Genomic DNA, 24,173 nt, shown 5'->3' with positions numbered 1-24,173 from the left:
AGCGGCAGAGGCAGGATCACGTGAGCGGGCAGGGCAGCACCGAGGGCATCGTCATCGCGATCGACGGTCCCTCCGGGTCGGGCAAGTCGAGCACCTCCAAGGGTGTGGCCAAGGCGCGGGGCCTGCGCTACCTCGACACCGGCGCCATGTACCGCGCGCTGACCTGGTGGATGCTCGACAACGGGGTGGACGTGCACGACGCCGCAGCGGTGGCCGCCGCCGTGGAGCGCCCCGTCATCGAGATGGGCACCGACCCGGCGGCCCCGACGGTGTCCGTCGACGGCCGCGACGTGGCCGTCGAGATCCGCGGCAAGGAGGTCACCGGCAGCGTGTCCGCGGTGTCCGCGGTGCCGCAGGCCCGTGAGCTGCTGGTGCGCACCCAGCGGGAGGTCATCGCCGCGGCCCGGCGCGAGAGCGCGGGCATCGTGGTGGAGGGCCGCGACATCACCACGGTGGTCGCCCCGGACGCCCCGGTGAAGCTGTTCATCACCGCCAGCCCCGAGGCCCGCGCGCAGCGCCGCAGCAAGGAGATCCGCACCGGCGACGTGGCCGCCACCCAGGCGGACCTGGAGCGCCGGGACCGGCTGGACTCCAGCCGCGCCCACTCGCCGCTGACGCTGACCGCCGACACCGCCGAGCTGGACACCACCGGCCTGACCCTGGACGAGGTCATCGCCCTGGTCGTCAAGCTGGTCGACGAGGCCGCCGAGGCGGCCCGCGCCTGACACCGGGCGGCCCGACCGGCCGCCCCTCCCGGGCCCGTCCGCCCCCGCCGCCGCGGGTGATGTCGGACACCCGGGGGAACACATCGACTCCCGCGGAGGTTGCCCTTCGCGGTACACGGGCGGACGCCGTCGGCGTCCGCTCCGAGCGGGCCGCCCCGTGTCGTACGGGAGCGGCCGGTTCGTTTTCGCACTCCTCGCGGCACGCATCCTGGGCGCGCGGGGACTCCAGAACCGGGAGCAGTACATGAGTGACGACTTCGACACCGCCGACATCGGCGTGGAGGACGGGCCGGCCGTCCCCCTGCCGGTGGTGGCCGTGGTGGGACGCCCCAACGTGGGCAAGTCAAGCCTGGTCAACCGCATCATCGGCCGCCGTGAGGCCGTGGTGGAGGACGTGCCGGGGGTGACCCGGGACCGGGTCGCCTACGACGCCGAGTGGCAGAGCACCCAGTTCACCCTGGTGGACACCGGCGGCTGGGAGACCAGTGTCAGCGGGCTGGCCGCGATGGTGGCCCGCCAGGCCGAGTACGCGGCGCAGACCGCCGACGTGATCCTGTTCGTGGTGGACGCCACCGTGGGCATCACCGACGCGGACGAGGCCGTCACCCGGGTGCTGCGGGCCACCAACCGCCCGGTGGTGCTGGCCGCCAACAAGGTGGACGGCAGCATGCAGGAGTCCGACGCGCTGGAGCTGTGGAACCTGGGTGTGGGCGAGCCCTACCCCATCAGCGCCCTGCACGGCCGCGGCACCGGCGACCTGCTGGACGCGGTGGTGGGGGCCTTCCCCGAGCAGGCCCGGGACGCCGAGGCTCCCGAGACCGAGGACGGCCCGCCGCGGGTGGCCCTGCTGGGCCGCCCGAACGTGGGCAAGTCCAGCCTCCTCAACCGGCTCGCCGGCGAGGACCGCGTGGTCGTGGACTCGGTGGCGGGCACCACCCGCGACGCCGTCGACGAGCTGATCGAGCTGGGCGGCAAGACCTGGAAGTTCATCGACACCGCGGGTATCCGCCGCCGGTTCCGGGCGCTGCAGGGCGCCGACTACTACGCCACGATGCGCACCGGCACCGCCCTGGAGCGGGCCGAGGTCGCGGTGGTCCTGATGGACGTCAGCGAGCCGCTGGCCGAGCAGGACATCCGCGTGGTCGAGCAGGTGGTGGAGGCCGGCCGCGGCCTGGTGCTGGCGTTCAACAAGTGGGACGTCCTGGACGAGGACCGCCGCGTCTACCTGGAGAAGGAGATCGACCGCCAGCTGGCCCGGGTCGCCTGGGCGCCGCGGGTGAACATCTCCGCCAGGACCGGCCGCCACATGGAGAAGCTGGTCCCGGCGATCGAGACGAGCCTGGCGGGCTGGTCCCAGCGCATCCCCACGGGGCAGCTGAACAACTGGCTCAAGGAGCTGGTGGCGGCGACACCGCCGCCGGTGCGCGGCGGCAAGCAGCCCAAGATCCTGTTCGCGACGCAGGCGGGGGCCAAGCCGCCGCAGTTCGTGCTGTTCACCACCGGGTTCCTGGAGGACAACTACCGGCGGTTCATCGAGCGGCGCCTGCGCGAGGACTTCGGGTTCGAGGGCTCGCCGATCCACATCAGCATGCGGATCCGGGAGAAGAAGGGCGGGGCCGTGGGCAAGGCGTCCAAGGGCAGTGTGCGCCCGGACCGCCAGCGCCGCCGCCGCTCCTAGGCCGTGTTTTTTTGAACCTCCGCTTCGGTTCGTGTTCGGCGCCCTTAGAGGGCGGGAACCTCCGTCCCGGAGGAGACGTCCTCGTTCCTCGGACGTCTCCTCCGGGTCTCCAGAACCCCGCCGGCGCCTCACGCACCCCCTGCGGAACAAGCAGATATCCGAAAAACAGGCTCCGGACCGTGCGCTGACCACGACGTGCCGAGGGGGCGCCTCCCGACCGGGGGGCGCCCCCTTCGTGTCCGGGGCGCCGGGCGCGGTGCGGGCGGGCGTCAGGGGCCGGAGGGCAGGCGGCGCACGTTGCTGGGCGGCACGTAGCCGGTCCCCTCCCCGCCGGGGCGCGGGTAGGGCAGCCGGACGCCGCCGGGCCCGTACTCGGGCAGGGGCATGGCGGGCGCGCCCGGCAGCGGCCGGCCGGCGCTCTCCTTCATCCGCCACACCACGACCAGGCCGACGGCGCCCGCGGCCATCACCAGCCAGGCGGGCGAGTACAGGTCGCCGGTGGACTGCACGAGCGCCTCCGCCATCAGCGGGGTGGTGCCGCCGAACAGCGCGACGGAGATGTTGAAGCCGATCGCCAGTGCGCCGTAGCGGACACTGGTCGGGAAGAACGCCGGGAGCGCCGCCGGGGCGCTGCCGGAGAAGTGCACCAGGGTGACCGCCAGCACCATGATGCCCAGGGCGACCGCCACCACGCTGCCGGTCTGCAGCAGCCAGAACGCGGGCAGTGTCAGCACGATGGAGCACAGGCTGCCCGACAGCAGCACCGGTCTGCGCCCCACCCGGTCGCTGAGCCGCCCGAACCCGGTGACGGCGGCCAGCATGAGCGCCATCGCCCCCAGTGTGAGCAGCAGGGCGGTGGTGGAGCCGTAGCCCAGCTCCGCCTCCAGGTAGGTGGGCATGTAGGCGGTCACCGTGTAGTTGTTGACGTTGAACACGAGGACCAGGCCCACGCACAGCAGTATGTTCCGCCACTGGCCGACGATGGTCGCGCGCAGCTGACCCCTGCGGCGGCGGCCCTCGGAGTCCTTGGCGAAGCCCTGGGTGTTCTCGGTGAACACGGGTGTCTCGTCGAGCTTGACCCGCAGGTAGAGGCCGACGGCGCCGAGCGGCAGGGCGAGCAGGAACGGGATGCGCCAGCCCCAGGCGAGCATGGCGTCCGAGCCCAGCAGCAGGGTCATGGCGGTGACGACGGTGGCGCCGCCCACGTACCCGCTGACGGTGCCGAACTCCAGCCAGGAGGCGAGGAAGCCGCGGCGCTTGTCGGGGGCGTACTCGGCGATGAAGGTGGTGGCGCCGCCGTACTCGCCGCCGGTGGAGAAGCCCTGGAGCATGCGGGCGACCAGCAGCAGGACCGGTGCGGCGGTGCCGATGGCGGCGGCCGGGGGGATGAGGCCGATGCAGAAGGTGCTGACGGCCATGAGCAGCATGGTGAGGGCGAGGACGTGCTTGCGGCCGATGCGGTCGCCCAGGGGGCCGAAGAACAGGCCGCCGAGCGGGCGGACCAGGAAGGCCGCCGCGAAGGTGGTGAAGGTGGCGATGAGCTGTACGCCCTGGGACTGCGCCGGGTAGAACACCAGACCGATGGTGACGGCGAGGTAGCTGTAGACGCCGAAGTCGTACCATTCGGTGGCGTTGCCGATGGCGGCGGCGGTGACGGCCTTGCGGGTGGTGCGGCGCTCGGTGACCAGCGTTCCCGGCGTTCCGCCCGGCTGGTCCCCGGGCCGCGGCCCGGTCGGGTTCTCGCTCACGTGTCCCCCTCGGTGAAATCACTCAAAGGAACACGATAGCGACTTTCCGTCACATCGCCTGGATTGAGGGCATACTCCGTCCGTGTCGCCATGTGTCCCCCGACCGGAGGCGGGCGGTAGCGTGGTCGGTGTCGGCCGGGAGAAGGAGGGGCATGGACAAGGTCCTGGTCAGTGCGTGTCTGGTGGGCCGCCCGGTGCGCTACGACGGCCGCGCCAAACCCGTCGGCGACGCACTGCTCGACCGCTGGCGGCTCGAGGGCCGCCTGGTCGTGCACTGCCCCGAGGTCGCCGGCGGACTGCCCGTACCGCGGCCGCCCGCCGAGATCGAGCCCGGCGCCACCGCGGCCGACGTGCTCGCGGGCCGGGCCCGCATCCTCACCCCCGGCGGCGACGACGTCACCGCGCCCTTCGTGGCGGGGGCCCGGGCCGCCCTGGCGTTCGCCCGCGACCGGGGGGTGACCGTGGCCGTACTGAAGGAGTCCAGCCCCTCCTGCGGACTCCACGAGGTCTACGACGGCACGTTCACCGGGCGCAAGCTGGCCGGCAGCGGGGTGACCGCCCACCTGCTGTCCGGGCACGGCATCGCGGTGTTCAACGAGCACGGGATCGCCGCCGCCGACGCCCGCCTGCGGGGCGCCGACGGCGGCCGGGCTCAGGAGCGCACGACCTCGTAGCGGGCGCAGGCGAACGCCCCGGTCCGGTGCACGTCCAGCAGCTCGAGGTCCACCCTGCCCGCCAGCAGGGGGGCGCCCGACCCCAGCGTCACCGGGGCGATGGAGACGATCACCTCGTCCAGCAGGCCCAGCCGGGCCAGGTCCGCGGCGATCCCGCCGCCGCCGAGGAGCCACAGGTCCTTGCCGCCCGCCGACTCCGCCACCTTCGCGTGCAGGACGCGCAGCTCGTCGTCGGAGTCGGCGGAGGCGAACCGGATGTCGGTGCCGCCCCCGAACGGCGGCAGCTCCCGGTGGGTCAGCACCCAGGACGGCATGTCGTAGGCCCAGTCCTTGTCGCCCTCGTGCCGGTGCACCCACTCGTAGGTGGAGGCGCCCATGAGGACCGCGCCGACCCCCTTCATGAACTCCTCGACCTCGTTCTCGGCGCTCTCCCCCCGCGCCGCGGCCTCGGCGTCTGCGGCGAACAGCCACTCCAGCGAATGGTCCTCGGTCGCGATGAAGCCGTCCAGGCTGGTGGCGGTGTTGTAGACGGTCCTGGTCATGTCGTGCCTCCGTGTCGGTCCTGCAGCCATTCGATGGGATCCCCGTGGTCCACTTCCAGCCCCTCGGCGCGCAGCATGTGCCGCACCAGCTGCCTGCGGTGCGCCGCGTACGTCAGGACGTGCGCGACCACCGAGCCCAGCACGAAGCTCTCCGGCGGGTCGCACAGGGCGTCGACCAGCCGGTCGCTCCAGGCGCCGCGGCGGCCGATGCCCTCGACCGTCGCGATCCAGTGCGGGCCGACCTCCCGGTGCCGCTCGGCCAGCGCCTCCGGATCGTCACCTCCGCGCTCGGGGAAGTCCTCTCCGTCGATGGAGGCGCACCACATCTCCTTGGACCACACCAGGTGCTCCAGGACGGCGGCGACCGACTCCTCGGGGCCGTCCCAGGACAGGACGGTCCGCCCGGGGGCGTGCACCCTGCGGTAGGCCTCCTCCGAGAGCCCGGCCGCGGCCTCGATCAGCCGCCCGGTGTCGGCGATGTCGTGGTGGACCTGCAGGGACACGGGATCCATGGCGGGGCGCTCCTCGGGGGGCGACTCGATCCACAGGTGGACCGGCGGGTGGAAGTGGATGCCGTTCGGCGCGGGCAGCCAGGTGCCGCTGCCGGAGGTCGTCGCCCCCGGCGGGTGCCCGAAGGCCCGCCCGAACGCGCGGATGAACCCCTCCACCGACCGGTAGCCCGCGGCGAACGCGGCGTCGGTGACGCTGGACCCCTGCCGGATCTGCCAGGCGGCCCGCTCCAGCAGCACCCGGCGGCGCAGCGCGACCGGGGACTCCCCGGTGTCGCGGCTGAGCCGCCGGGAGAAGTGGAACGGGGAGCTGTAGGCCCGTTCGGCCATGGCGGCCAGGCCGGTGCCCCCGCCGCCGTCCTCGTCCGCCAGGACCGCGTCGAGCAGTTCGCGGAGCCGGTCCCGGCCGGTGGTGGGTTCGGTCATGGGACCAGTATGTTCGCGCCGCGGAGGGCGGCGCTTGACCGTTCTTGCGCACCCGCGTGCCGGGACGGCGGGGCGGCTCAGGCGTAGGGTGTGGCGCATCCGGCCGGGGTGCCCGCCCCGGCCCCGCGGCGGACACGGAGGAGAACATGCGACTGGTCTGCGTACTCGACACCAACGACCTGCGGGCCGCGGCCGACTTCTGGTGTGCGGCGCTCGGCTTCGAGCGGCAGGAGGAGGGTCCCGTCTACCTGGGCCTGCGCGACCCCGGCGGGAGGTGGCCCGACCTCCTGCTGCAGAAGGTGCCCGAGCCCAAGGCGGGCAAGAACCGGATGCACCTGGACATGGTCGTCCACGACCTGGAGGCCGAGACCGAGCGGGTCCGCGCCCTGGGCGCGCGGGTGCTGCGACCCGCCTTCGAGGAGGACGGGCACCGGCTGGCGGTCCTGGCCGACCCCGAGGGGAACGAGTTCTGCCTGGTGGAGCGGCTCGACGGGACCCTGGGCGGGTGAGGAGGGGCGTCGGCGGTGTGCGCCGCGGCCGCGCGGGTAGCGGCACCTTCCGAGGACCGTGCCGGGGAGGGGACCGCCATGACCGGGCGCGAGGTGACGGTGCGCACCGCGGACGCCGTACTCGAGGGGAACCTGGACCTGCCGCCGGGCGCCGTCGGCGTGGCGGCGTTCGCCCACGGCAGCGGCAGCTCCCGGAACAGCCCCCGCAACCGGGCCGTCGCCGGGGCGCTGCGGGACGCGGGGATCGCGACTCTGCTGTTCGACCTGCTCACGGCGGAGGAGGAGCGCGTCGACCGGGCCACGGCCGGGCTGCGCTTCGACATCGGGCTGCTGGCCCGGCGCCTCACCGGGGCTGTGGACCGGCTGGCGGAGTGGGAGGGGACGGCGGGGCTGCCGGTCGGGCTGTTCGGCGCCAGCACGGGGGCCGCCGCGGCGCTGCGCTGCGCGGCCGAACACCCGGGGGAGGTGGTCGGCGTGGTCTCCCGCGGCGGCCGCCCCGACCTGGCGGGCACCGAGACCCTGCGGCGGGTGCGCGCACCGGTGCTGCTCGTCGTCGGCGGCGCGGACACGCGCGTGCTGGAGCTCAACGAGCGGGCGCTCGGCGAGCTGGGCGGCCCCGGCCGGATCCACGTGGTCCCGGGCGCGGGGCACCTGTTCGAGGAGGAGGGCGCGCTGGAGGAGGTGGCCCGGGCCGCCTCGGCGTGGTTCTCCCGCCTGATGGGCGCCCGCGGGGACTGAGGGGGTGCGGGGCCGCGCCCTGCCAATGGCGGTGCGAGAGCCGCCGGGAATGCGATAGAGTCTTCTCCGTCGGCCAGGCCAGCGGCCCGGCCCGACGGGACGTAGCGCAGTTTGGCAGCGCACTTGACTGGGGGTCAAGGGGTCGTGGGTTCAAATCCCGCCGTCCCGACAGAGCAGTAGCAGGTCAGCGAGGGGTCCACCATCAGGTGGGCCTCTTTCTGCGTGTCCGGGGCACCGGACCGCACCACGGGGCCCACACGTCCACGCAGGTGAGCACCCGGTCCGGGGCGCGGGGCCGCCGGGCCCCGTCGGCGGGGGCCCGGCCGTCGTCGTCCCGGCGGGCGCGTACCGCACCGCGTCCTCGCGGCGCCCCGTGAAGCCGACCGCGGGCACGGCGAAGAGCAGCAGGCGGTCGTCGACGGGCAGTGGCGGCTCGGTGGCGTCCGCGTGCAGGAGGGCGCCGTCGGCGGAGGCGACGAGACCGTGCGGGGGCCTCCTCGCCCCGCCCGGTGGCCGCGGGCGCCCGCGGTCCGTCACCGCCGTCCGCCGGGCACTCCGCGGGGCGTAGGGACCGCATCCACCCCTCCGCGGCCTCCGGCGCCGGGGCCGCTCCGCCGCTCCGGCGTGCGAACGCCGCAGCCTGGCCACGGCCACGTCCGCTCCGTTCGTCACGCGGACAGCGCGGGCTCCCCGACGGACGTTCCGCCCCCGGTCCGGACAGGCGGCACCGCACCGACGCGGTGACCGGTGCCGCCCCGGCCGTTCCGCGGTCAGGGCTTGCGGCCCACACCGCCGTACTGGTCCAGGCCGCGCCTGGTGTGGGCCTCCAGGGGTGCCGGGCGCCAGCGCGGGCAGGGCACCACGCCGGGGTCCAGCAGTTCCAGCCCCTCGAACCGGGCGGCGATGAACTCCGGGCTGCGCAGCAGGTACGGGACGTCGCCCTGCTCGTTGCCGGCCTCGATGGCCCGGTTGTAGGCCTCGCTGGTGTTGGCGCCGTCGTAGCTGGCCAGGTAGCTGCCGGAGGGCAGGGCGTCCAGCAGGCGGCGCACGATCGGCTGCACGTCGTCCTCGGGGATGTGTCCCAGGATCCCCATGAGCATGAGCGCGACGGGCCGGTCGAAGTCCAGGGTCCCGGCGGCGCGCTCCAGGATCGTGTCGGGGTCGCGCAGGTCGGCGTCGATGTAGTCGGTGGCGCCCTCCGGGCTGCCCACCAGCAGGGCGCGCGCGTGCGCGAGCACCAGGGGGTCGTTGTCCACGTACACCACTCGGGTCTCGGGGGCGATCTCCTGGGCGACCTCGTGGGTGTTGTTCGCGGTGGGCATCCCGGTCCCGATGTCGAGGAACTGGCGGATGCCCGCCTCGCGCGTCAGGTGGGTGACGACCCGGATGAGGAACTTGCGGCTGGTGCGGGCCAGGTCCACGATCTCCGGGAAGCCCTCGGCCACCGCGTCGCCCGCGATCCGGTCGATCGGGTAGTGGTCCTTGCCGCCCATCCAGTAGTTCCAGATGCGGGCGGAGTGCGTCCGGGTGGTGTCGATGAGCGGGGGGCGGTCGGAGCCCGCGGGGGAGGACGGGGACGGGGCGTCTGTCATCGGATTTGTGGGGTTTCCTCCCGGCCTTCAGGCCGGGGAGGAAACCCCTGCCTCCTTCTGGATGGTGTAGGTGTAGCCGTCGGCCCGTTGCAGGAGCCGAAGGTTCTTGTGCGAGGTCTTCACCGGCCCGTACCGGGTGGAGACGGTGTGGCTGCCGGTCGAGCGCACCGCGACCCGACCACTATGGGTTCCGGCGTTCTTCCCCGCGGGGACCACAGCTCGGACCAGATCCCCGGTGGCGAACCCGAAGAACCGCTTGGTGCGCGGCAGCCGCAGCCGGGGGAACCCGTGTCGGTCGGGCCGGGTACGGGCGTAGGACCCGCGCCCCGCACACCCGGCGACCAGCACCCGGGCCACCGTCTCGGTGACCGTAACGGCCTTCCCGACGACCAGCGCGTCCAGGGTGTGGGACTTCGGCAGACCCGAGCGGACCCGGTTCCACCTGGTGCGCCCGCCCGAACCCACGCGGGTGGGCAGGCGAGCGTCCAGGGCCCGCCACAGTCCCCATCGCGTGGCGTTGACGGCGGCGGCATCCTTCAGCGGCGTCTCGGCCCGGGCCTTGATCCTGGCGAGGGCCCCGGGATCGGTGACGAACTCCTCGACCGGCCGGTCGGCCTTGGCCTGGTTGCACGGCACGCACGCCAGGACCAGGTTGGAGACCCGGTCCGAGCCGCCCCGGGAGCGCGGGCGTACGTGGTCGATGTTCAACGGCACACCGGTGGCGCCGCAGTAGGCGCAGGTACGGCCGAACTTGGCCAGCAGGTACTCGCGGACCTCGTAGCCGTGCAGGGCGCCCCGCTGGTACTCGGCCCCTTCCAGGAGTTTGCCGGCGGACAGGGCGTGGGTGTCGAACGCGACCCGCTCCACGTGCACCGCCCGCACCGGTGCCCACCGGGCGAGCCGGTCCACCCACGAGACGGTGGTCTCCACCCGGTGGCGCAGGGACGGGGCGAGCCACCCTGGGGGCCGGGTGCGGTTGAGGAAGCGCGGGGCGCGGTGGCGCAGGTTCGCCGTCCGTCGGCGCCGCCGGTAGGCGGACCGCTGCCCCATCTTCTTACGGATCCGATCCCCGCGGTGGTCGAGCCGGATCGCGTACCGGCCCCGCCGCTCACCGCCCTGGGCGGTGAACACGGCGATGCCGGTGTGCTTCGATCCGGGGTCGACGCCGATCTCGACCCCGTCCACCTGGGACTGTGCGATGGTGCGGTCCTTGAGGCGGATCGTGAACGGGGTGTGGCGGGCCACGACGGCCCGGCCCTTGGCCAGGAGCTTGCGAGCCCGGGCCGGTGGACAGGGTTGAAGCGGTGCGCCGTGCCTGTCGAGGACGAACACGTACGGGTGGGTGGTTCTGGTGGTGTTGCCGTGGGCCTCACGGCCCTGCTCCCCGGCCCCGGAGGGCTCGAGGGTGACGCCACCGGCACCAGGTGAGGTGCCGGTGGTCTCCCCTCGACCATGTCCCGCACCGGGTACCACCGTCGTGCGGCGGTGTCCGCGTCCCGTTTCGTTCCCGATCCGGGGAGTGTCTGCTGACGCGGATTCCAGAGCAGGCTGCTGAGGAAGCACAGCCTGGTGGGTCTGCTGTCCTGTGCGGAACGTAGCCATCAAGGTCATCTCCCTATGGGTGATGGCTGGGTCTGGTAACGGCTGCCCTCAACCCAGGGGGTCGAAAGCTCCCGCTTTCAGACGGGGGATCCCGTTACGGGGCATCCACCTCGGTGTTCAGGGGGTTCGCCGCGGGGGTGGGCCGTCGGCGGCCGGACGCCGCAAAGCCCGGCCGCGGCGGGGTTCTCGTGGCCCCACCCTAGACGACACGGGCGCCGCCGCGCCGCCCGGCGGGGAGGGCCCCGCCCCCGCCGGGCGGAGCTTGACCCTGACGCGGCGTCGGGCCCTAGCGTGGCGGCATGACACGACGAAAGACGCGTTCTCCGCTGTCGGACGAGGACAGGCGGGAGCTCTGGGGCGGTTTCGCGGACCGCGAGGAGGAGTACCTCGGCGAGGTCGAGCAGCGGTGGGGCGGCTCCGAGGCGTACGCCGACTCCGCCCGCCGCGTCGCGGGGTACGGCAGGGCCGAGTGGGAGCGGATCAACCGCGACAACGCCGCGATCGAGGCGCGGATCCGCGAACTCATGGCCGCCGGGGCGGACCCGCGTGGCGCGGAGGCGATGGACGTCGCGGAGGCGGCCCGGCTCCACGTGTCGCGGTGGTTCTACGAGATGGACCACGGGTTCCACGTGCGCAAGAGCGAACTCTACGTCCAGGACGGGCGGTTCCGGCAGGGCATCGAGGAGAACACCGCGCCCGGTGCCGCCGAGTGGCTGCGGGAGGCGATCATCGCGAACGCCGAGCGCGCGGGGGTGCGGGACTGACACAGGTCCGTCAGGCCCGGTCGGAGGCGGCCACCGGGGCGGAACGGACGCGGCGCCGGGCGGCCGGGAGCGCCGGGACCACCGCGGCCAGGGCGAGCAGGGCCAGCGCGGCGCCGATCCACAGGGGCGCGCGCAGCCCGAAGGCCTCGATGCCCGCACCGCCCGCCCAGGAGCCGAGCACCACCCCCAGGGTGATGAACGAGGTGTGCGCGGTGTTGACCATGGTCCCGGCCCCGCCCAGCCGCTGCACGCGGGTGACCATCGCCGGGTTGAGGGTGATGCCGACCAGGCCGATGCCCGCCATGGCGGCCAGAGCCGGGACCGGCAGCGCGGCGAACAGGCCGAACCCGGCCAGGAACAAGGTGTTGAGCGCCAGCCCCGCCACGATGACGGTGACCGTGTGGGAGGAGGCCAGCCGGCCGACCACGGCGGTGCCGGCGACGGTGGCCGCCCCGTAGCCGAACAGCAGCAGGGGGACCAGGTCCCGGGGCAGTCCGGTGACCTCGGTGAGGATCGGGGTGAAGTAGGAGAACGCGCTGAAGGTCGCGCCGATGATCAGGGTGGAGGTCGCCATGACCGCCCACAGGCGGGGGTCGCGGAACGCCGCGGACTCACCGCGCCCGCCTCCTCCGCCGCCCGCACCGGTCGGCTCCAGCCGGGGCAGGTACCGCGCGGTGGCGGCGGCCACCGCGACGGTGAGGACGCCCACGGCGGCGAAGGCGACCCGCCAGCCGAACTGCCCGCCCAGGAGCGTCGACAGCGGCAGTCCCAACAGGGTGCCCACCATCACCCCCTGCAGGGCCGTGCCGATGGCGCGCCCGCGCAGGTGCTCGGGGACCAGGCGGGAGGCGGTGGACACGGCCACCCCGAAGAAGCCCCCGGCGGCCGCCCCGGTGAGGACCCGGGCGACGAGCATGGCCGGGTAGGACCAGGCGAGGGCGGCCAGGGTGTTGCCCAGCAGGAAGAGGGCGAACAGCACGAGCAGTGCGCGGTCGGGGCGCAGGCGGCGGACCGCCAGGGCGGCGGCCGGCCCGCCCAGGGCCATGGCCGCGGCGAACGCGGTGATGAGGTGTCCGATGCGGGTGACGGTGGTCCCCAGGTCCTCGGCCATCTGCGGCATGAGGCCGCCGACGAGGAACTCACTGGTGACCATGGTGAACAGGCCGAGTGCCAGGAGGGGCACGGCAGGGGGCACGGGGGTCTCCTCCGTTGTTCTGAACTGGTCGTTTCAAAATTTGGGCGTGCGGGGCCGGGTGGCGGGGGTCGGCCGGGGTCAGGCCCGCAGCGCCTCGACCGCGGTCTCGGCGACGGACTCCAGGACCGCGCGCCCGGCCCCCGACTGCTCCGCGATGCGGATCCCGGAGATCACCGAGACGACGTACCAGGCCGTCGCCGCGGGGTCGCGGTCCCGGCGGACCGACCCGTCGGCATGGCCCGCCAGGACGGCCAGGCGCAGCGCCGCCAGGCGCCGGTCCAGGTCGGCGGCGAGCACCCGGGCGACCGCGGGGTCGTGCGAGGCGGGGGAGGTGGTCGTGTTGACCACGAAGCACCCCGAGGGTCCCTCCTCCCGGATCCGCGCCGCGTCGTCCACGACGTCGGCGAGCAGCGCGCGGATGCGCTCCAGGCCGCTGCGCCCCTCGTCCTCCAGGATCTTCACCTGGCCGTCCGTCGCGGTCGCGATGTAGTGCGCCAGGGACCGCTGGAACAGGTGTTCCTTGGACCGGAACGTGTTGTAGAGGCTGCTGCGGTTCAGTCCGGTGGCCGCGCACAGGTCGGCCGTGGAGGCTCCGTCGAACCCCTTCGCCCAGAACACGTCCCGGGCGGCCTCGACCACCCGCTCCTCGTCGAATCCCCGCGGTCTTCCCATGGGTGTCACGCTACCGGCTTGTGGAACGTTCGGACCAGAACCGGTGCGCGGGCCGGGGGAGGGGCGCGGGCGGGGCTCAGGCGTTGGACCCCCCGTCCACCCCCAGGCGGGTGCCGGTGGTGAACCCGGCCAGGGGCGAGGCCAGGTGGGCGACCGCCTCGGCGATCTCCTCCGGGGCGGCGAAGCGGCCCAGGGAGCTGCCCTGTTTCTGCCCCTCGGCGCCCGGGCCGTCCTGCGGGTTCATGTCGGTGTCGGTGGAGCCCGGTGCGACCTCGTTGACGGTGATGCCGCGCGGACCCAGCTCGCGGGCCAGGGCCTTGGTCAGTCCGGTGATCGCGGCCTTGGACGCGGAGTAGGCGGACAGGCCGGGGAAGGGTGCGCGCTCGCCCAGGGAGGAGCCGATGTTGACGATCCGTCCGCCCTCGCCCAGGTGCCGGGTGGCGGCGCGGGCGACGAGCAGGGGGCCGAGCACGTTGACGTCGATGACCCGGGCGACCGTCTCCGGTTCCAGTTCGCCGATGGGGCCGGTCGCGATGATCCCGGCGTTGTTGACCAGGATGTCGAGGCCGCCCAGGAGGTGCACGGTCTCCTCCACGAGGCGTTCGGCCTCGGCGGGGAGCCCGGTGTCGGCCCGGACGGCCACCGCCTTCACTCCGGCCTGCCCGGTGGCGCGCGCAGCCGTGGCCTCGGCCGATTCCCGGTCGGAGGTGTAGCCGATGGCCACCGCCGCTCCGTCCCGGGCCAGCCGCAGGGCGATGGCCGCGCCGATGCCGCGGCCGCCGCCGGTCACGAGGGCCCGCTTGCCGTCGAGGGGGTTGCTCATGTCGTTGGTCTTCCGATCCGTGGTCGAAGGGGGTGCGGGGGAGGCGGGGGCGGGGCCGGGAACGGGGGCTGTTCTGAACCGTTCGTTCCAATACGGAACCTAGCACGCCCCGCCCTCCGGCCGGGAGTGGCGTGCGTCATACGAGGGGCGCGGTCCGCCCCCGGGCGCCGTGTGGAGCCGGGGTCAGCCGTCCCACTCCAGGGCCGGCACCACCATGTACGGGGTCAGGGTGGCCACACTGGCCCCGCAGCGCCCGTGGCGCTCCAGGTCGACCAGGGCCGAGGCGACGAGAACGGCGTTGCGGCGCGACTCGGCCTCGGTCGAACCCGCCGGGATCACCCGGCGCACGTGGTGGCAGCGCGCCCGCCCCACCTCGTGCACCATCCCGACCACGTAGGTGCGGGCCAACCGCCGCATCGCCGCCGCCCGCGGGATCGGGTAGCGGTACCGGCAGCGGGTCCGGGCCCCGTCCGGACCCGCCGCCTCCGCCTCGTAGGTGATGGACTCCCAGTCCTCGTCCACCTGCCGGACGACGGCTCCCCGGGCCCGCGCCCACGCCTCGATCCCCGCCCGGTCGCGGACGACCAGGACCCTCACCGGCCTCCCCGGCTCCGCGGCGTCCGCCGCCCCCGCTCCCCCCGCCGCCCGCGCGGTGTCCGGCCCGCCCCCCTGCGTCCGCCCGCGCGCCCTCCTGCCACCGGGGGCGGGCGTCTCACCGGGAGCGGGCGTCACCGCCCCGCCGTTCACCCGCGACCACCCCGCCGCGGGCGGGTGCCGATCCGCATCATCGTCGGTGTCCTCGAAACCGTCGGTGGGTTCCCGGCCCCCTCCCGGTCCGGGAACCCACCGACGGTAACCCGCCGTGTCCGGCACGGGGGGCACGGAATGTGCCCCCTGGTCGGCAAAGACCGGGCCGGGGCGCGCGGACGGCGCCGGTCAGCCCGGGACGCCCACCCGGTCGGCCAGCGCGGCCGCCTGCGCGCGGTGCTCGCGCGAGCTCAGGCCCTCCGCGATCATGGCGCGGGCGTGGCCGTTGTAACGGATGGTCTCGGGAGCGCAGGCGTGCGCCTGCGCCAGCAGCCGCAGCGCCTCGCCCTCCCGCCCGTCCAGCCGGTGCGCCCGGGCCTGCTCGATCCGGTGGCGGGCCCGCCGCGGCCGCGACGGAATGGTGTGCGCCTCGGAGCGCAGCGCCTGGCGCACGCCCTCGCCACCGTTGCGCAGTTCCACCGCCACCGTCACCGCGTGCGCGCCCAGGACGGCACGGGAGAACGAGGTGACGGGGTGGTAGAACCCGTCCGGGAGCCGTTCGGCGGCCCGCCGGGCCGTGTCCCAGCGGTGCCAGGCGGCGCCGCCCTCACCGCGCCGGGCGGCGGTGTGGCCCGCCTCGAACTGCAGGGCGCCCCACAGCGACAGCAGCTCGTCGGAGTCGCGGTCCTCCAGGTGCCCGCCCAGGTGCGCCAGCGCCCCCTCGGCCACCGCGTCCGCGGCGTCCCAGTCGCCGGCGTCGCGGTGGGCCTGCACCATCAGCCAGGCGGCGATGCCCAGGGCCCGCGGGTCGTCGGCCTCGCGGGCGGTCACCACGGCGCGCTCGCACACCCGCCACAGCAGGCTCTGCGCGGGCTGGTAGGCGATGAAGAACTGTGCCAGCGAGTACACCTCCGACAGCACCGCGCGGGCAGCCCGCCGGTCGGACTCCTGCGTCGCCCGGTGCACCGCCGCCTGCGCGTCCGCGATCAGTTCCGGCAGCAGGGCGCCCAGGACCTCGCGGTGGTCGGGGGCCGCGTGCCGGGCCCGCCAGGCGCCGCGCAGCCGGGCGCGCAGCAGGGACGGGTCCGGGGCGGGGCGGTCGGCGGCGGGTGCGAAGGCGTTGACCGCCGCCCGCACGGCGGGCAGCCTCCGGTGCCCGGGGCCGCTGAACGGCTCGACCGGGATCGACCCGGCCCCGGTCAGCTCGGCCAGGTCGCGCACCCGCAGGGCCTGCGCCAGTTTGAGCAGCAGCGGGAGCTTGGGGGTGCCCAGGCGGCCGGTCTCCAGGGCCTTCACCCAGGAGGCGGAGCGGCCCACCAGTCCGCCCAGGACCTCGCGGGTCAGCCCTCTGCGGACGCGGTGGAGTTTGAGGCGGGTGCCGAAGGGGAGCTCGGAGCCGGCGGTTTCCTCGATCTCCCCGATGCCGTCGAAGGCCATGCGGAGTCCTTCCCGATGCGCCGCCGCGGCGGCCCGTGCCGTCCGCAGTGTCGGCGGACGGCACCAGGCTAGGGGCGCCGCGCACGCTCCGGGAGGGTTTCCGCACGATCCGTCGCCGGAGCGGGGCGGGGCGTGCCGGGGCCACCGGCCCGCCCGCCGGGCGGAGGACGGGGCGTGGCCACAGGTGGCCGAGTTTCGGGCGCACCCGGAATCCAGGGGTGAAAAGCGTAAAATGGCTGATCAGCGAGTGGCGGCTGATGCGCCCTGTGCACCGGGGGAGCCGTGAAGCGTCCTGTGGCCACGGGTACCGGCACGCCGACCGCCCGCCTTCGCGGCGGGCGGACCGCCCCCGAGCGAGGAGTCCGCGAATGACCACGCAGACCACAGGGCGAGCACCGGACCGGGAAGCGGTGGAAGGGTTCTCCGACCGGCTGATCGGCTTCATGGAATCCGGCAGCGCCGCCCTGCTGTGCGGCCTCGGGCACCGGCTCGGCCTCTTCGACACCATGGCGGGACGGGGCCCGATGACCGCCCCCGAGGTGGCCCGGGCGGCCGGCCTGAACGAGCGGTACGTGCGCGAGTGGCTGGCCGGCGTGACCATGGCCCGGGTGGTCGAGTACGACCCGCAGGCCCGTACCTACCTGCTCACCCCCGAGCACGCCGCCTGCCTGACCCGGACGGCCGGCCCCGACAACATCGCCCGGCTCATGACGGTCATGTCCATGCTGGCGCGTGTGGACGACCAGGTGGAGGAGGCGTTCCGCCACGGCGGCGGCGTGCCCTACAGCGCCTACGAGAGCTTCCAGGAGTCCGTGGCCGAGGACGGCGGTGTGCTGGTGGACGCCGCACTCGTCCACAGGGTGCTGCCGCTGGTGGAGGGCATCACCGAGCGGCTGGCCCTGGGCATCGACGTGGCCGACGTCGGCTGCGGGCGCGGCCGGGCCGTCAACGTCATGGGCCTGACCTATCCGCGCAGCCGGTTCGTCGGCTACGACTTCTCCCCGCAGGCCGTCGCGTACGCCCAGGGGGAGGCCGACGCGATGCGGCTGTCCAACGTGCGGTTCGAGCTACGGGACGTCGCGACGCTGGACGTCGAGGACGGCTACGACTTCATCACCGCCTTCGACACCGTCCACGACCAGGCGCACCCCGCCCGGGTGCTCGCGGGGATCCACCGGGCGCTGCGGCCCGGCGGCCGGTTCCTCATGGTGGACGTCAAGGCGTCCAGCGACCTGCACGAGAACGAGGCCCTGCCCTGGGCGACCTTCCTCTACACGGTCTCCCTCATGCACTGCATGACGGTGTCCCTGGCCCTGGGCGGCGACGGCCTGGGGTCGGCCTGGGGGGAGCAGAGGGCGCTGGCCATGCTGGCCGAGGCGGGGTTCGGCCGGGTGCGGGTCGAGGAGGTCGACACCGACCGGTTCAACAACTACTACGTCTGCGCCGGGGGCTGACGGCTCCGGGGCGCCCGCGTCCCGTTGTTCCCGGCGGCTCCCGGAATGCGATAGGGTTTCACCTGTTGGCGCCGCCACGGCGGCCGCCTGCGGGACGTAGCGCAGTTTGGCAGCGCACTTGACTGGGGGTCAAGGGGTCGTGGGTTCAAATCCCGCCGTCCCGACAGAGAAGTAGCAGGTCGGAGAGAGGTTCGCCGGATGGCGGGCCTCTTTCTTCGTCTCCGGTGGGGTCGGGGTGGGGTTGAACCGGGGTCGGGTGGGCCGTCAGCCCACGTCGTGCAGGATGGCGTCCATCGCTTTGGCTGCTGACCGGCGTACCGGCCTCAGTTGGTGGCGGTAGACGCGCTCTGTGGTGTCGGTGCCGTCGTGGCCCACGAGGAGCGAGATCTCCTCGATGCTCACACCGTGGTCCGACAGCAGCGACACGAAGGTGTGGCGCAGCTCGCGCGCGGTCCATTCGCTCTGGTCGAGTTCTGCCTTTCTCATGATGGTGCGCAGGTCCCGTAGGACGTTGTGGTGGTCCAGCGGTGTTCCGCGCCTGGTGCAGAACACGAGGTCGTTGTCCTGCCACAGCTCGGCGGCCGCGAGTCGCTCTCGGGCCTGCATCGCCTTGTGGGCGGTGATCGCTTTGACGGCGATGCGGGGCAGTTCCAGGGAGCGCCGTGACCGTCGGGTCTTGGTGTCCCCGTCACTTCGCACCGAGGTCCACACGTGGATCGTGGGGACCGTGTTGTCGGTGTCGATCTGTTCCCACGTCAGCGCTCGGATTTCCTCGGTTCGGGCTCCGGTGACGATGGAGAGCACCAGGTAGGCGTACCACCGAGTGCCTTCCGCCGCCTTGAGCACCGCCATGGCCTGTTCCAGCGTCATGGACTTGGAGGGCCGTCCGGGCTTGTCGCCTTTGAGCCTGCCGCGCTGGTCCAGCCGTGCGAGTTCGGCGACGTTGCGGGCCACCATCTCTTGGACCTGTGCGTAGCGGATGGCGCGCTCCAACAGGTTGAGCACCAGCCGCAGCGTCCGCGAGGACAGGTGCGGTTTGCGGCCCCGGAGCCAGGCGAGCACATCGGCCACCCGCAACTCAGCGAGGAGGTACCGGCCGAGGTAGGGGGTGATGTGCGTACGCGCGAGCCGTGTGTAGTTGTCGCGTGTGGTGGGTGCCAGGTCTGTGGTCTGGTCCCGCAGGAACTCCGCCACGCAGTCGGCGACGGTGTAGCGGGCGGGGGAGTTGACCCCCTGGTCCAGCTCTTCCAGGACTTGGGCGAGTTTGTCGTAGAGGGTGTGCTTGCTCTTGCTGCTGACCTTCTTGACCTGGCAGCGGCCGGTGTGCGGGTCCTGGCGGAGGCGGATCTCCGCACGCCAGAGTTTGCGTGCCTTGTCGAGGTAGACCGACACGTCGGGTCGGTCGGCCAGGTCTGTCCTGGTGGGCTTGCGTGGTGTTCTGGGCACCACTCCTCGTCTTTCCCGGGAACGGTCCCGTCCAGCCTAGGCCTGTGCCTGCTCCTCTACGAGGTGGTTGATGTAGGTCTCCAGGGCGGAGCGGGGGACGAGGCGTCGCCGGCCGATGCGGACGGAGGGGAGCTGTCCGGTGGCGATGAGCTTCTTGACGGTGGTGGTGCCCAGGCTGAGCGCTCGGGCGGTTTCCTGGATGGAGTACGCGACCTTGTGTTCCACACCGGGGTCCCTTCTTGCGGGCGGGTTTCACTTTCTGGTCGCGATCGGGGGGCCTGATCGGGTTCAGGTGGGGTGCGGAAGGCGTGCGTACGCACTGCGGGCCCTACCGCTAGAAGCGGCAGGGCCCGCAGAAGAACAGAGATCCGTTGCGCTCATGCCACTGGTGGGGTGGTGTGTGGGGGAGGAGGCGGCTCTATGCGGCCGGACCCTTGACGGCCGTGAGGAGTGCTCCCCACTCCAGCCGCGATGCTTCGACCTGGCCGAGGGAACGGTTCTGGGTGTCACGGAGGGCGGCGCCGTCAGAGGTTCGCTTGGCCTCTACACAGTGGCCGCCGTTTCCTCCGCTGTAGGAAGACTTACGCCATTTCTTGGTGAGTTCCATCGCGGAACTCCTTCCTGTCCGGAGAGGTCAGGCGCTCTCACTCTTCACAACACGGAGGAGGGCGGACCACTCAGCGGAGGGGGTTTCCAGGAGCGCCAGCTCCCGGTTCTGGGTGTCTCGGATGGCGGCACCGGCGGATGTGCGTCTGGCCTCCACACACTGTCCACCATTGCCGTGGGAGTAGGTTGACGTCCCCCACTCAGTCTTGAGACTCATCTTCATGCTTCCTTCGATGGAGGTTGAGGAGTTTGAGGGACTCCTCCGGTGAGAGAGCGACTCCCAGGAGATCGCTGAAAATCCTATCCATCCTGCTGACCTCTGACTCTTCGTTCACCATCCTGCCCGTCACCCCGTCTTCCACGTACAGGGCATCGGCCTCACCGTTGAAGCTGAGGAGGGTGAAACTCATAGTGGAGGGCGGCCGCCTGGTCTTCATGGGGATGATGTGCACCCTGATGAGATCGCGCTCCACCATTTCCATCAGGTGGGTGATCTGGGCTGACATCACGTGAGGTCCGCCGGTGCAGCACATCAACACCGCTTCGTTGAGGATGAGGATCATCCGGGGAGGATCTTCGCGGTTCCAGACCTCCTGCCGGTCCATCCGGCCGGACACCAGCTCCTCGATGTCCCTGGCAGGGCCCAGTGAGTTGTTCGCCTTGATCAGCGTCCGTGCGTAGTCCTCCGTCTGGACCAACCCGGGAACCACCGTGGTCTCGAACTCCCTCATAAGGAAGGTGCGGCCTTCGGCCTTGACCAGATCCGAGGCCCAGTCGGGGTAGGACTTCTTGGAGTTGAGCCTGTCCCAGAGGGTGACCAGGGACTTTCCTTCAGGGAGGGCCTCGGCCAGCTTCACCGCCATGTCACGGCCCGGCCAGTGCGTTCCCTGCTCGAATCCGCAGATCAGCGTGTCCGAGCATCGCACGGCAGTGGCGACGGACTTCTGTGTTCTGTTGGCCTTGGCCCGGAGAACCTTGAGTTCGGTTCCCCACTCCTTTGCATGTGGCCTGACCTTGCGTTTCGCCATGACACCACCAAATTCCACCAAGCATCAACAACAGGCAACCGGCCTTATCCGATGTTCTCACCTGTTCAGGCGCCCTAGGTTGTCTTTCCTTCCTCTCGGAAGATCTTCCTGTAGCCCCTCGAAGTTCGGTCCGGTGAACGAGGGAATTCAATAGCTTTTCGGGAGATAAGGGACATGAGTGAAACCAGGGAGGCCGCGAAGCGTCTGTGCCACTGGGCGGATGAGAACGGCCTGAAGGCGCTGCCGCATCCCGGCCAGGTGGTCGAGTTGAAGAAGGGGAAGCAGAGTCAGCACGTCCGCCTGTCCAGGGTGGAGGGCGGTTGGTTCTGGTTCTGGCTCTGGGAGCCGTTCCGTACCGAGCAGGATGTGTGGGAGACGGAGAAGGGTCTGCCCATGGGGCAGGAGCGGGACATGGTGCGCCGGGTGCTGGCGGTGCTGGAGATCGCCGAGGCGGGGGAGAAGGTGACATGACCTCGCACGAGTTCCCCCGCTACCTCGCGGAGGTCCCGCCCGAGGTCGCTGACACCCTCGCGGAGACCGAAGGGGTCGAGAAGGTCACCCGCCGACAGGTCCTGTGCTCGGCGGTCGGGCTGCTCAACCTCAAGAAGCGGGGCACGCTCTTCTTCGCCAACGGCGGCGCGGTGCTCATCCGCCCCGGACAGAAGATGATCACTTTTTCAGAGCTGCGGAGGGACGACCTGCCCAAGCGTTACCTCTGACCTCACGCGGCCCGGAACCCTCAATCCCTTCCACCGATTCCCCGGTGGAAGGGGTTTTGCATGTGGGCACTTACTGCTCTTTCTCTTATAGGCGACTATGAGGGAGTGCCGACAGAGTTCTTTCCCGAAGGGCTGCCCAGGCGTCCCTGCTGCGAACGCGGCTGGTCGCAACAGCAGTTGGCCGAGACGCTGTGCGAAGTTTCGGGTGACGCACCGGTGGTGCTCACCGGACGGGGACGCCGGGTCGGGCGATCGACGGCGAGTGATCTCGCCTCGCGTGTGCACGCCTTGCGGTTGGCCGATGATGTGATCGCGGGGCAGGACCTCATCGGGCCTGCGGTTCGTGAACTCGATGCCTCCGTTGCAATGCTCAGGGAGAGTACGCACACCGAAGAGGTCGGCCGGGCCCTGCGTGTGGCGGTGGGGGAGCTGGCACAGATCGCCGGATGGATCGCCTCCGATGCGGGGCGGCATGAGCAGGCGGAGGGAATCTACCGGCTCGGGTTGTCGGCGGCGCGTGAGGCGGAGGATGCAACGCTGGCCGGTCAGCTCGCGGGGTCTTTGGCGTACCAGTGGGCCAACATCGGTCGGGAACGCGAAGCGGTGGAACTGGCGGAGGCCGCTCTTGCGGAGGCCGGACCCGGTGCTCCTGTGCGGGCTCGGGCGTTGTTCTGGGACCGGGTTGCATGGGCGCACACCAAGGCCGGGGACGCGCGCGCGGCCATGCGTGCCTTGGGAGAGGCGTCCGAAGCCCTGGCCCGCCATGGTGATGAGGAAGAACCGGCCTGGTTGTACTGGGTCGATGAAGGCGAACTCCAGATCATGGAGGCTCGCGCGTACACCGAGCTTCACCGGCCTTTGCGGGCGGTGCCGCTGCTCAACGACGTGCTGTCCCGATACGACACCACTCATGGCCGGGAACTGGCGCTGTACCTGTCCTGGCTCGCGGTCGCGTACGCGGACGCCAACGAACCCGAGGCCGCAGCCGAAGTCGCTCGCCGCATGCTGGAGATCGCCAACGGTCTGGGCAGCGAGCGCACCAACGAACGCGCCCGGGTTGTCAGAAGGGCTCTGGAGCGTTTCCACGACGTCCCCGAGGTGCGCGATGTCCTCGGCGCAGCATAGCCACTTCTATCCGCAGATCCATTCGGATCCGGTAACCGAGAGGGCCCATGGGGGCGTCGATCGGTGCATCATCCGGGTAGCCCGTATGACGGGTGTACTCTTGCGGATGTGTTTCCCCTGATCAAAGGATGTTGCACCCTGGTCGGTGGGTTGCCCGACATGTGCCGCAGCTGCTTTCGCTGGCAGAACTCGTTGAGTCGATATCTCGCGGATTTTTATTTCCGAGCCCCTTGTCCCTTTTGAATTTCTGAGGCTGCCATTATGGTCAGCTTCTTTAGATCTTTCTTGAGTTTTTTCGCCTCGGGGATTGATAGGCTCCGTTCTAGCACCTTTTTCCAGTCGCTTGATATGGTCATGACAATCCGGGGTTCAGCCTCGAAATGATTCTTCCTTAGGCTCGTTGATATTTCAATCGGGGGGATGGTTGTCAGGTGGCCAGTTTTCTTTATTTCGGATTTTTGGGTGGATAGGATGAACTCGGCTTCTTGTCTGCTGGCGTGGACTGCTTCGTCTATGCTATTCAGGCGGCCGTGGGATCGGGTGCACCACTCTGGGCAGGGGGTGGTCTGCCAGTAGGGTCGCTTTCTGTCAAGCCTTCCCGGGGTCACTAGCTCCGACTGCCGCTTGTTTATGTTTTTGTCGTTTTCTGCCAGCCTGATCAATTTTTTGATGCTTTTAGTCAGTGCCAATCCCTCGAATGCGGTTAGGTTAAATTCGTCTTCACCGCCTTCGTCTGTGTCGACGCAGAGGAGTAGGCTCGGCTCCCGGTCAAGGTGCGGTTGCCAAAGGCAGCCCATTATCCAACGGGGATATTCTGATTCAGAATCAAAGATTAAGTCTTCTGTTGAGAGGATGATGTTGAGAATGTAGCCGCTATGGTGGATTACATCTGATACGGTTCTGTCTGTTTCGTGATTTTCGTTGCACCATTTCGGGCAGGGTCGATTTTTCCAATAGTGCGTGGATGAGTCGAGGTCGCTATCGGTTGAGAGAACTTTCGGCTGCAATTGTACGGACGGCGACGTCTTCAAGCAGGGAGTTTGGTTTTCCGTCTGGTGGGCTCTTGGCTTGCTGACGCGATTCATGGATATCTCCTTGTTTCTTGTGCGACTGAACGATCTCTTTCCTGTTCATGCTAAATGCTATATCTAAAAATTCGGGAATCTCTCAAGTAAAGAATAGCCTTGTGGTTTCGATTTAATTCTTTTCTTTGTTTTATTTTTGGTGCCATGGGGGTTTGCTTCCTTCTCTTCTTGGTTTTCCCTTGTGGATGGAAGTGAAGGGTGGGTGGGGTGGAGGTGGGGTTGGGGGAGGGGCGCCCTTGGGCGCCCCTCGGTGACCGGTCCCGTTGCTCGGTGGCCGGGGCGGGCGGCCCTGGCCTGTGGGTTCGTGTTGTGGGGTGACCTTCCTTGAT

Annotated in this window: 26 protein-coding genes and 2 tRNA genes; 12 read left to right on the top strand and 16 right to left on the bottom strand. The window is 71.1% G+C overall.

Annotation, left to right across the window (positions count from 1 at the left end; translation table 11 throughout):
• Positions 1-20: 20 nt before the first annotated feature.
• Complete coding sequence (cmk, locus tag ACSUPR_RS06980; RefSeq protein ID WP_436890290.1) at positions 21-725, top strand: (d)CMP kinase; 705 nt, start codon at positions 21-23, stop codon at positions 723-725.
• A 244-nt stretch (positions 726-969) separates the two neighbouring features.
• Complete coding sequence (der, locus tag ACSUPR_RS06975; protein ID WP_436890288.1) at positions 970-2,403, top strand: ribosome biogenesis GTPase Der; 1,434 nt, start codon at positions 970-972, stop codon at positions 2,401-2,403.
• 269 nt (positions 2,404-2,672) lie between these two features.
• Here the strand turns inward: der and ACSUPR_RS06970 are convergent, their stop codons facing one another.
• The gene (locus tag ACSUPR_RS06970; RefSeq protein WP_436890286.1) at positions 2,673-4,151 is read right to left on the bottom strand and encodes an MFS transporter; all 1,479 of its coding nucleotides are present in this window, start codon (positions 4,149-4,151) and stop codon (positions 2,673-2,675) included.
• Between the two features lie 152 nt (positions 4,152-4,303).
• Between ACSUPR_RS06970 and ACSUPR_RS06965 the strand changes: the two genes are divergently transcribed.
• On the top strand, positions 4,304-4,825 hold the full coding sequence (locus tag ACSUPR_RS06965; RefSeq protein WP_436890284.1) for a DUF523 domain-containing protein: 522 nt from the start codon (positions 4,304-4,306) through the stop codon (positions 4,823-4,825).
• Here ACSUPR_RS06965 and ACSUPR_RS06960 read toward each other — a convergent pair.
• Complete coding sequence (locus ACSUPR_RS06960) at positions 4,804-5,367, bottom strand: dihydrofolate reductase family protein (protein ID WP_436890282.1); 564 nt, start codon at positions 5,365-5,367, stop codon at positions 4,804-4,806. The two genes, ACSUPR_RS06965 and ACSUPR_RS06960, sit on opposite strands and share 22 nt — an antisense overlap.
• A complete protein-coding gene (locus ACSUPR_RS06955) occupies positions 5,364-6,302 on the bottom strand; it encodes a helix-turn-helix domain-containing protein (RefSeq protein ID WP_436890280.1) in 939 nt (312 codons plus the stop codon). The genes ACSUPR_RS06960 and ACSUPR_RS06955 overlap by 4 nt, the downstream gene beginning before the upstream one ends.
• A 146-nt stretch (positions 6,303-6,448) precedes the next feature.
• Here ACSUPR_RS06955 and ACSUPR_RS06950 point away from each other — a divergent pair, with 146 nt between their 5' ends.
• The 3 genes from ACSUPR_RS06950 (at position 6,449) to ACSUPR_RS06940 (ending at position 7,718) form a co-directional block, all read left to right on the top strand.
• Positions 6,449-6,811 (top strand): VOC family protein, encoded by a 363-nt coding sequence (locus ACSUPR_RS06950; protein ID WP_436890278.1) that lies wholly within the window; start codon positions 6,449-6,451, stop codon positions 6,809-6,811.
• Positions 6,812-6,889: 78 nt separating this feature from the next.
• Positions 6,890-7,549 (top strand): dienelactone hydrolase family protein, encoded by a 660-nt coding sequence (locus ACSUPR_RS06945; RefSeq protein WP_436890276.1) that lies wholly within the window; start codon positions 6,890-6,892, stop codon positions 7,547-7,549.
• Between the two features lie 95 nt (positions 7,550-7,644).
• Positions 7,645-7,718: transfer RNA gene (locus ACSUPR_RS06940), tRNA-Pro, on the top strand.
• Positions 7,719-8,319: 601 nt separating this feature from the next.
• Here ACSUPR_RS06940 and ACSUPR_RS06935 read toward each other — a convergent pair.
• Both ACSUPR_RS06935 and iscB read right to left on the bottom strand, forming a co-directional pair.
• Positions 8,320-9,141: an SAM-dependent methyltransferase gene (locus ACSUPR_RS06935; RefSeq protein WP_436890274.1), complete on the bottom strand. Its 822-nt coding sequence runs from the start codon at positions 9,139-9,141 to the stop codon at positions 8,320-8,322.
• A 27-nt stretch (positions 9,142-9,168) separates the two neighbouring features.
• Positions 9,169-10,473, bottom strand: coding sequence for an RNA-guided endonuclease IscB (gene iscB / locus ACSUPR_RS06930; RefSeq protein WP_436890271.1), 1,305 nt, complete (start codon positions 10,471-10,473; stop codon positions 9,169-9,171).
• 569 nt (positions 10,474-11,042) lie between these two features.
• Here iscB and ACSUPR_RS06925 point away from each other — a divergent pair.
• Positions 11,043-11,507: a TipAS antibiotic-recognition domain-containing protein gene (locus ACSUPR_RS06925; RefSeq protein WP_436890269.1), complete on the top strand. Its 465-nt coding sequence runs from the start codon at positions 11,043-11,045 to the stop codon at positions 11,505-11,507.
• Between the two features lie 10 nt (positions 11,508-11,517).
• Here the strand turns inward: ACSUPR_RS06925 and ACSUPR_RS06920 are convergent, their stop codons facing one another.
• From ACSUPR_RS06920 to ACSUPR_RS06900, 5 genes are all read right to left on the bottom strand, one after another.
• On the bottom strand, positions 11,518-12,702 hold the full coding sequence (locus ACSUPR_RS06920; protein ID WP_436890266.1) for an MFS transporter: 1,185 nt from the start codon (positions 12,700-12,702) through the stop codon (positions 11,518-11,520).
• 78 nt (positions 12,703-12,780) lie between these two features.
• Positions 12,781-13,374 (bottom strand): TetR/AcrR family transcriptional regulator, encoded by a 594-nt coding sequence (locus tag ACSUPR_RS06915; protein WP_436890264.1) that lies wholly within the window; start codon positions 13,372-13,374, stop codon positions 12,781-12,783.
• Between the two features lie 76 nt (positions 13,375-13,450).
• A complete protein-coding gene (locus ACSUPR_RS06910) occupies positions 13,451-14,197 on the bottom strand; it encodes an SDR family NAD(P)-dependent oxidoreductase (RefSeq protein ID WP_436890263.1) in 747 nt (248 codons plus the stop codon).
• 183 nt (positions 14,198-14,380) lie between these two features.
• Positions 14,381-14,794 carry a hypothetical protein gene (locus tag ACSUPR_RS06905; protein ID WP_436890261.1) on the bottom strand — a complete coding sequence of 138 codons (414 nt, stop codon included), beginning with the start codon at positions 14,792-14,794 and terminating at the stop codon, positions 14,381-14,383.
• A gap of 339 nt (positions 14,795-15,133) precedes the next feature.
• On the bottom strand, positions 15,134-16,381 hold the full coding sequence (locus tag ACSUPR_RS06900; protein WP_436890260.1) for a helix-turn-helix domain-containing protein: 1,248 nt from the start codon (positions 16,379-16,381) through the stop codon (positions 15,134-15,136).
• A 368-nt stretch (positions 16,382-16,749) separates the two neighbouring features.
• Between ACSUPR_RS06900 and ACSUPR_RS06895 the strand changes: the two genes are divergently transcribed.
• On the top strand, positions 16,750-17,835 hold the full coding sequence (locus ACSUPR_RS06895; protein ID WP_436890258.1) for a class I SAM-dependent methyltransferase: 1,086 nt from the start codon (positions 16,750-16,752) through the stop codon (positions 17,833-17,835).
• A 90-nt stretch (positions 17,836-17,925) separates the two neighbouring features.
• A tRNA-Pro gene (locus ACSUPR_RS06890) sits at positions 17,926-17,999 on the top strand.
• A 100-nt stretch (positions 18,000-18,099) separates the two neighbouring features.
• On the opposite strand, the gene ACSUPR_RS06885 is transcribed toward ACSUPR_RS06890, so the two are convergent.
• The 5 genes from ACSUPR_RS06885 to ACSUPR_RS06865 all read right to left on the bottom strand — a co-directional run bounded on the left by ACSUPR_RS06885 (position 18,100) and on the right by ACSUPR_RS06865 (position 20,915).
• Positions 18,100-19,281: a site-specific integrase gene (locus ACSUPR_RS06885; RefSeq protein WP_436890257.1), complete on the bottom strand. Its 1,182-nt coding sequence runs from the start codon at positions 19,279-19,281 to the stop codon at positions 18,100-18,102.
• Between the two features lie 36 nt (positions 19,282-19,317).
• Positions 19,318-19,506: a helix-turn-helix domain-containing protein gene (locus ACSUPR_RS06880; RefSeq protein WP_436890256.1), complete on the bottom strand. Its 189-nt coding sequence runs from the start codon at positions 19,504-19,506 to the stop codon at positions 19,318-19,320.
• Positions 19,507-19,699: 193 nt separating this feature from the next.
• A complete protein-coding gene (locus tag ACSUPR_RS06875) occupies positions 19,700-19,888 on the bottom strand; it encodes a DUF397 domain-containing protein (protein WP_436890254.1) in 189 nt (62 codons plus the stop codon).
• 27 nt (positions 19,889-19,915) lie between these two features.
• A complete protein-coding gene (locus ACSUPR_RS06870; protein WP_436890252.1) occupies positions 19,916-20,104 on the bottom strand; it encodes a DUF397 domain-containing protein in 189 nt (62 codons plus the stop codon).
• On the bottom strand, positions 20,088-20,915 hold the full coding sequence (locus ACSUPR_RS06865; protein WP_436890250.1) for a helix-turn-helix domain-containing protein: 828 nt from the start codon (positions 20,913-20,915) through the stop codon (positions 20,088-20,090). The genes ACSUPR_RS06870 and ACSUPR_RS06865 overlap by 17 nt, the downstream gene beginning before the upstream one ends.
• A 174-nt stretch (positions 20,916-21,089) precedes the next feature.
• Between ACSUPR_RS06865 and ACSUPR_RS06860 the strand changes: the two genes are divergently transcribed.
• The 3 genes from ACSUPR_RS06860 (at position 21,090) to ACSUPR_RS06850 (ending at position 22,759) form a co-directional block, all read left to right on the top strand.
• Positions 21,090-21,386: a hypothetical protein gene (locus ACSUPR_RS06860; RefSeq protein ID WP_436890249.1), complete on the top strand. Its 297-nt coding sequence runs from the start codon at positions 21,090-21,092 to the stop codon at positions 21,384-21,386.
• A complete protein-coding gene (locus tag ACSUPR_RS06855; RefSeq protein WP_436890246.1) occupies positions 21,383-21,634 on the top strand; it encodes a hypothetical protein in 252 nt (83 codons plus the stop codon). The genes ACSUPR_RS06860 and ACSUPR_RS06855 overlap by 4 nt, the downstream gene beginning before the upstream one ends.
• Before the next feature lie 105 nt (positions 21,635-21,739).
• Positions 21,740-22,759, top strand: a complete 1,020-nt coding sequence (locus ACSUPR_RS06850) for a transcriptional regulator (RefSeq protein ID WP_436890245.1) — start codon at positions 21,740-21,742, stop codon at positions 22,757-22,759.
• Between the two features lie 215 nt (positions 22,760-22,974).
• Here ACSUPR_RS06850 and ACSUPR_RS06845 read toward each other — a convergent pair whose 3' ends face one another.
• Entirely contained in the window at positions 22,975-23,844 is an 870-nt protein-coding gene (locus tag ACSUPR_RS06845) for a hypothetical protein (protein WP_436890244.1), read from the bottom strand.
• Positions 23,845-24,173 lie beyond the last annotated feature (329 nt).

Origin of the sequence: Nocardiopsis dassonvillei (genome assembly GCF_964273065.1) — a bacterium.
Lineage (GTDB): Bacteria > Actinomycetota > Actinomycetes > Streptosporangiales > Streptosporangiaceae > Nocardiopsis > Nocardiopsis dassonvillei_B.
The sequence above is the reverse complement of the archived record's forward strand: the minus strand, read 5'-3'. Positions and strand labels throughout refer to the sequence as shown.

What these genes read in the sequence shown, in the direction of transcription:
- der (WP_436890288.1), top strand. Translation starts at nt 970, where the DNA reads ATGAGTGACGACTTCGACACCGCCGACATCGGCGTGGAGGACGGGCCG.
- ACSUPR_RS06965 (WP_436890284.1), top strand. Translation starts at nt 4,304, where the DNA reads ATGGACAAGGTCCTGGTCAGTGCGTGTCTGGTGGGCCGCCCGGTGCGC.
- ACSUPR_RS06960 (WP_436890282.1), bottom strand. Translation starts at nt 5,367, where the DNA reads ATGACCAGGACCGTCTACAACACCGCCACCAGCCTGGACGGCTTCATC.
- ACSUPR_RS06955 (WP_436890280.1), bottom strand. Translation starts at nt 6,302, where the DNA reads ATGACCGAACCCACCACCGGCCGGGACCGGCTCCGCGAACTGCTCGAC.
- ACSUPR_RS06950 (WP_436890278.1), top strand. Translation starts at nt 6,449, where the DNA reads ATGCGACTGGTCTGCGTACTCGACACCAACGACCTGCGGGCCGCGGCC.
- ACSUPR_RS06945 (WP_436890276.1), top strand. Translation starts at nt 6,890, where the DNA reads ATGACCGGGCGCGAGGTGACGGTGCGCACCGCGGACGCCGTACTCGAG.
- ACSUPR_RS06935 (WP_436890274.1), bottom strand. Translation starts at nt 9,141, where the DNA reads ATGACAGACGCCCCGTCCCCGTCCTCCCCCGCGGGCTCCGACCGCCCC.
- ACSUPR_RS06925 (WP_436890269.1), top strand. Translation starts at nt 11,043, where the DNA reads ATGACACGACGAAAGACGCGTTCTCCGCTGTCGGACGAGGACAGGCGG.
- ACSUPR_RS06915 (WP_436890264.1), bottom strand. Translation starts at nt 13,374, where the DNA reads ATGGGAAGACCGCGGGGATTCGACGAGGAGCGGGTGGTCGAGGCCGCC.
- ACSUPR_RS06910 (WP_436890263.1), bottom strand. Translation starts at nt 14,197, where the DNA reads ATGAGCAACCCCCTCGACGGCAAGCGGGCCCTCGTGACCGGCGGCGGC.
- ACSUPR_RS06900 (WP_436890260.1), bottom strand. Translation starts at nt 16,381, where the DNA reads ATGGCCTTCGACGGCATCGGGGAGATCGAGGAAACCGCCGGCTCCGAG.
- ACSUPR_RS06895 (WP_436890258.1), top strand. Translation starts at nt 16,750, where the DNA reads ATGACCACGCAGACCACAGGGCGAGCACCGGACCGGGAAGCGGTGGAA.
- ACSUPR_RS06875 (WP_436890254.1), bottom strand. Translation starts at nt 19,888, where the DNA reads ATGGAACTCACCAAGAAATGGCGTAAGTCTTCCTACAGCGGAGGAAAC.
- ACSUPR_RS06870 (WP_436890252.1), bottom strand. Translation starts at nt 20,104, where the DNA reads ATGAGTCTCAAGACTGAGTGGGGGACGTCAACCTACTCCCACGGCAAT.
- ACSUPR_RS06865 (WP_436890250.1), bottom strand. Translation starts at nt 20,915, where the DNA reads ATGGCGAAACGCAAGGTCAGGCCACATGCAAAGGAGTGGGGAACCGAA.
- ACSUPR_RS06860 (WP_436890249.1), top strand. Translation starts at nt 21,090, where the DNA reads ATGAGTGAAACCAGGGAGGCCGCGAAGCGTCTGTGCCACTGGGCGGAT.
- ACSUPR_RS06855 (WP_436890246.1), top strand. Translation starts at nt 21,383, where the DNA reads ATGACCTCGCACGAGTTCCCCCGCTACCTCGCGGAGGTCCCGCCCGAG.
- ACSUPR_RS06845 (WP_436890244.1), bottom strand. Translation starts at nt 23,844, where the DNA reads ATGAATCGCGTCAGCAAGCCAAGAGCCCACCAGACGGAAAACCAAACT.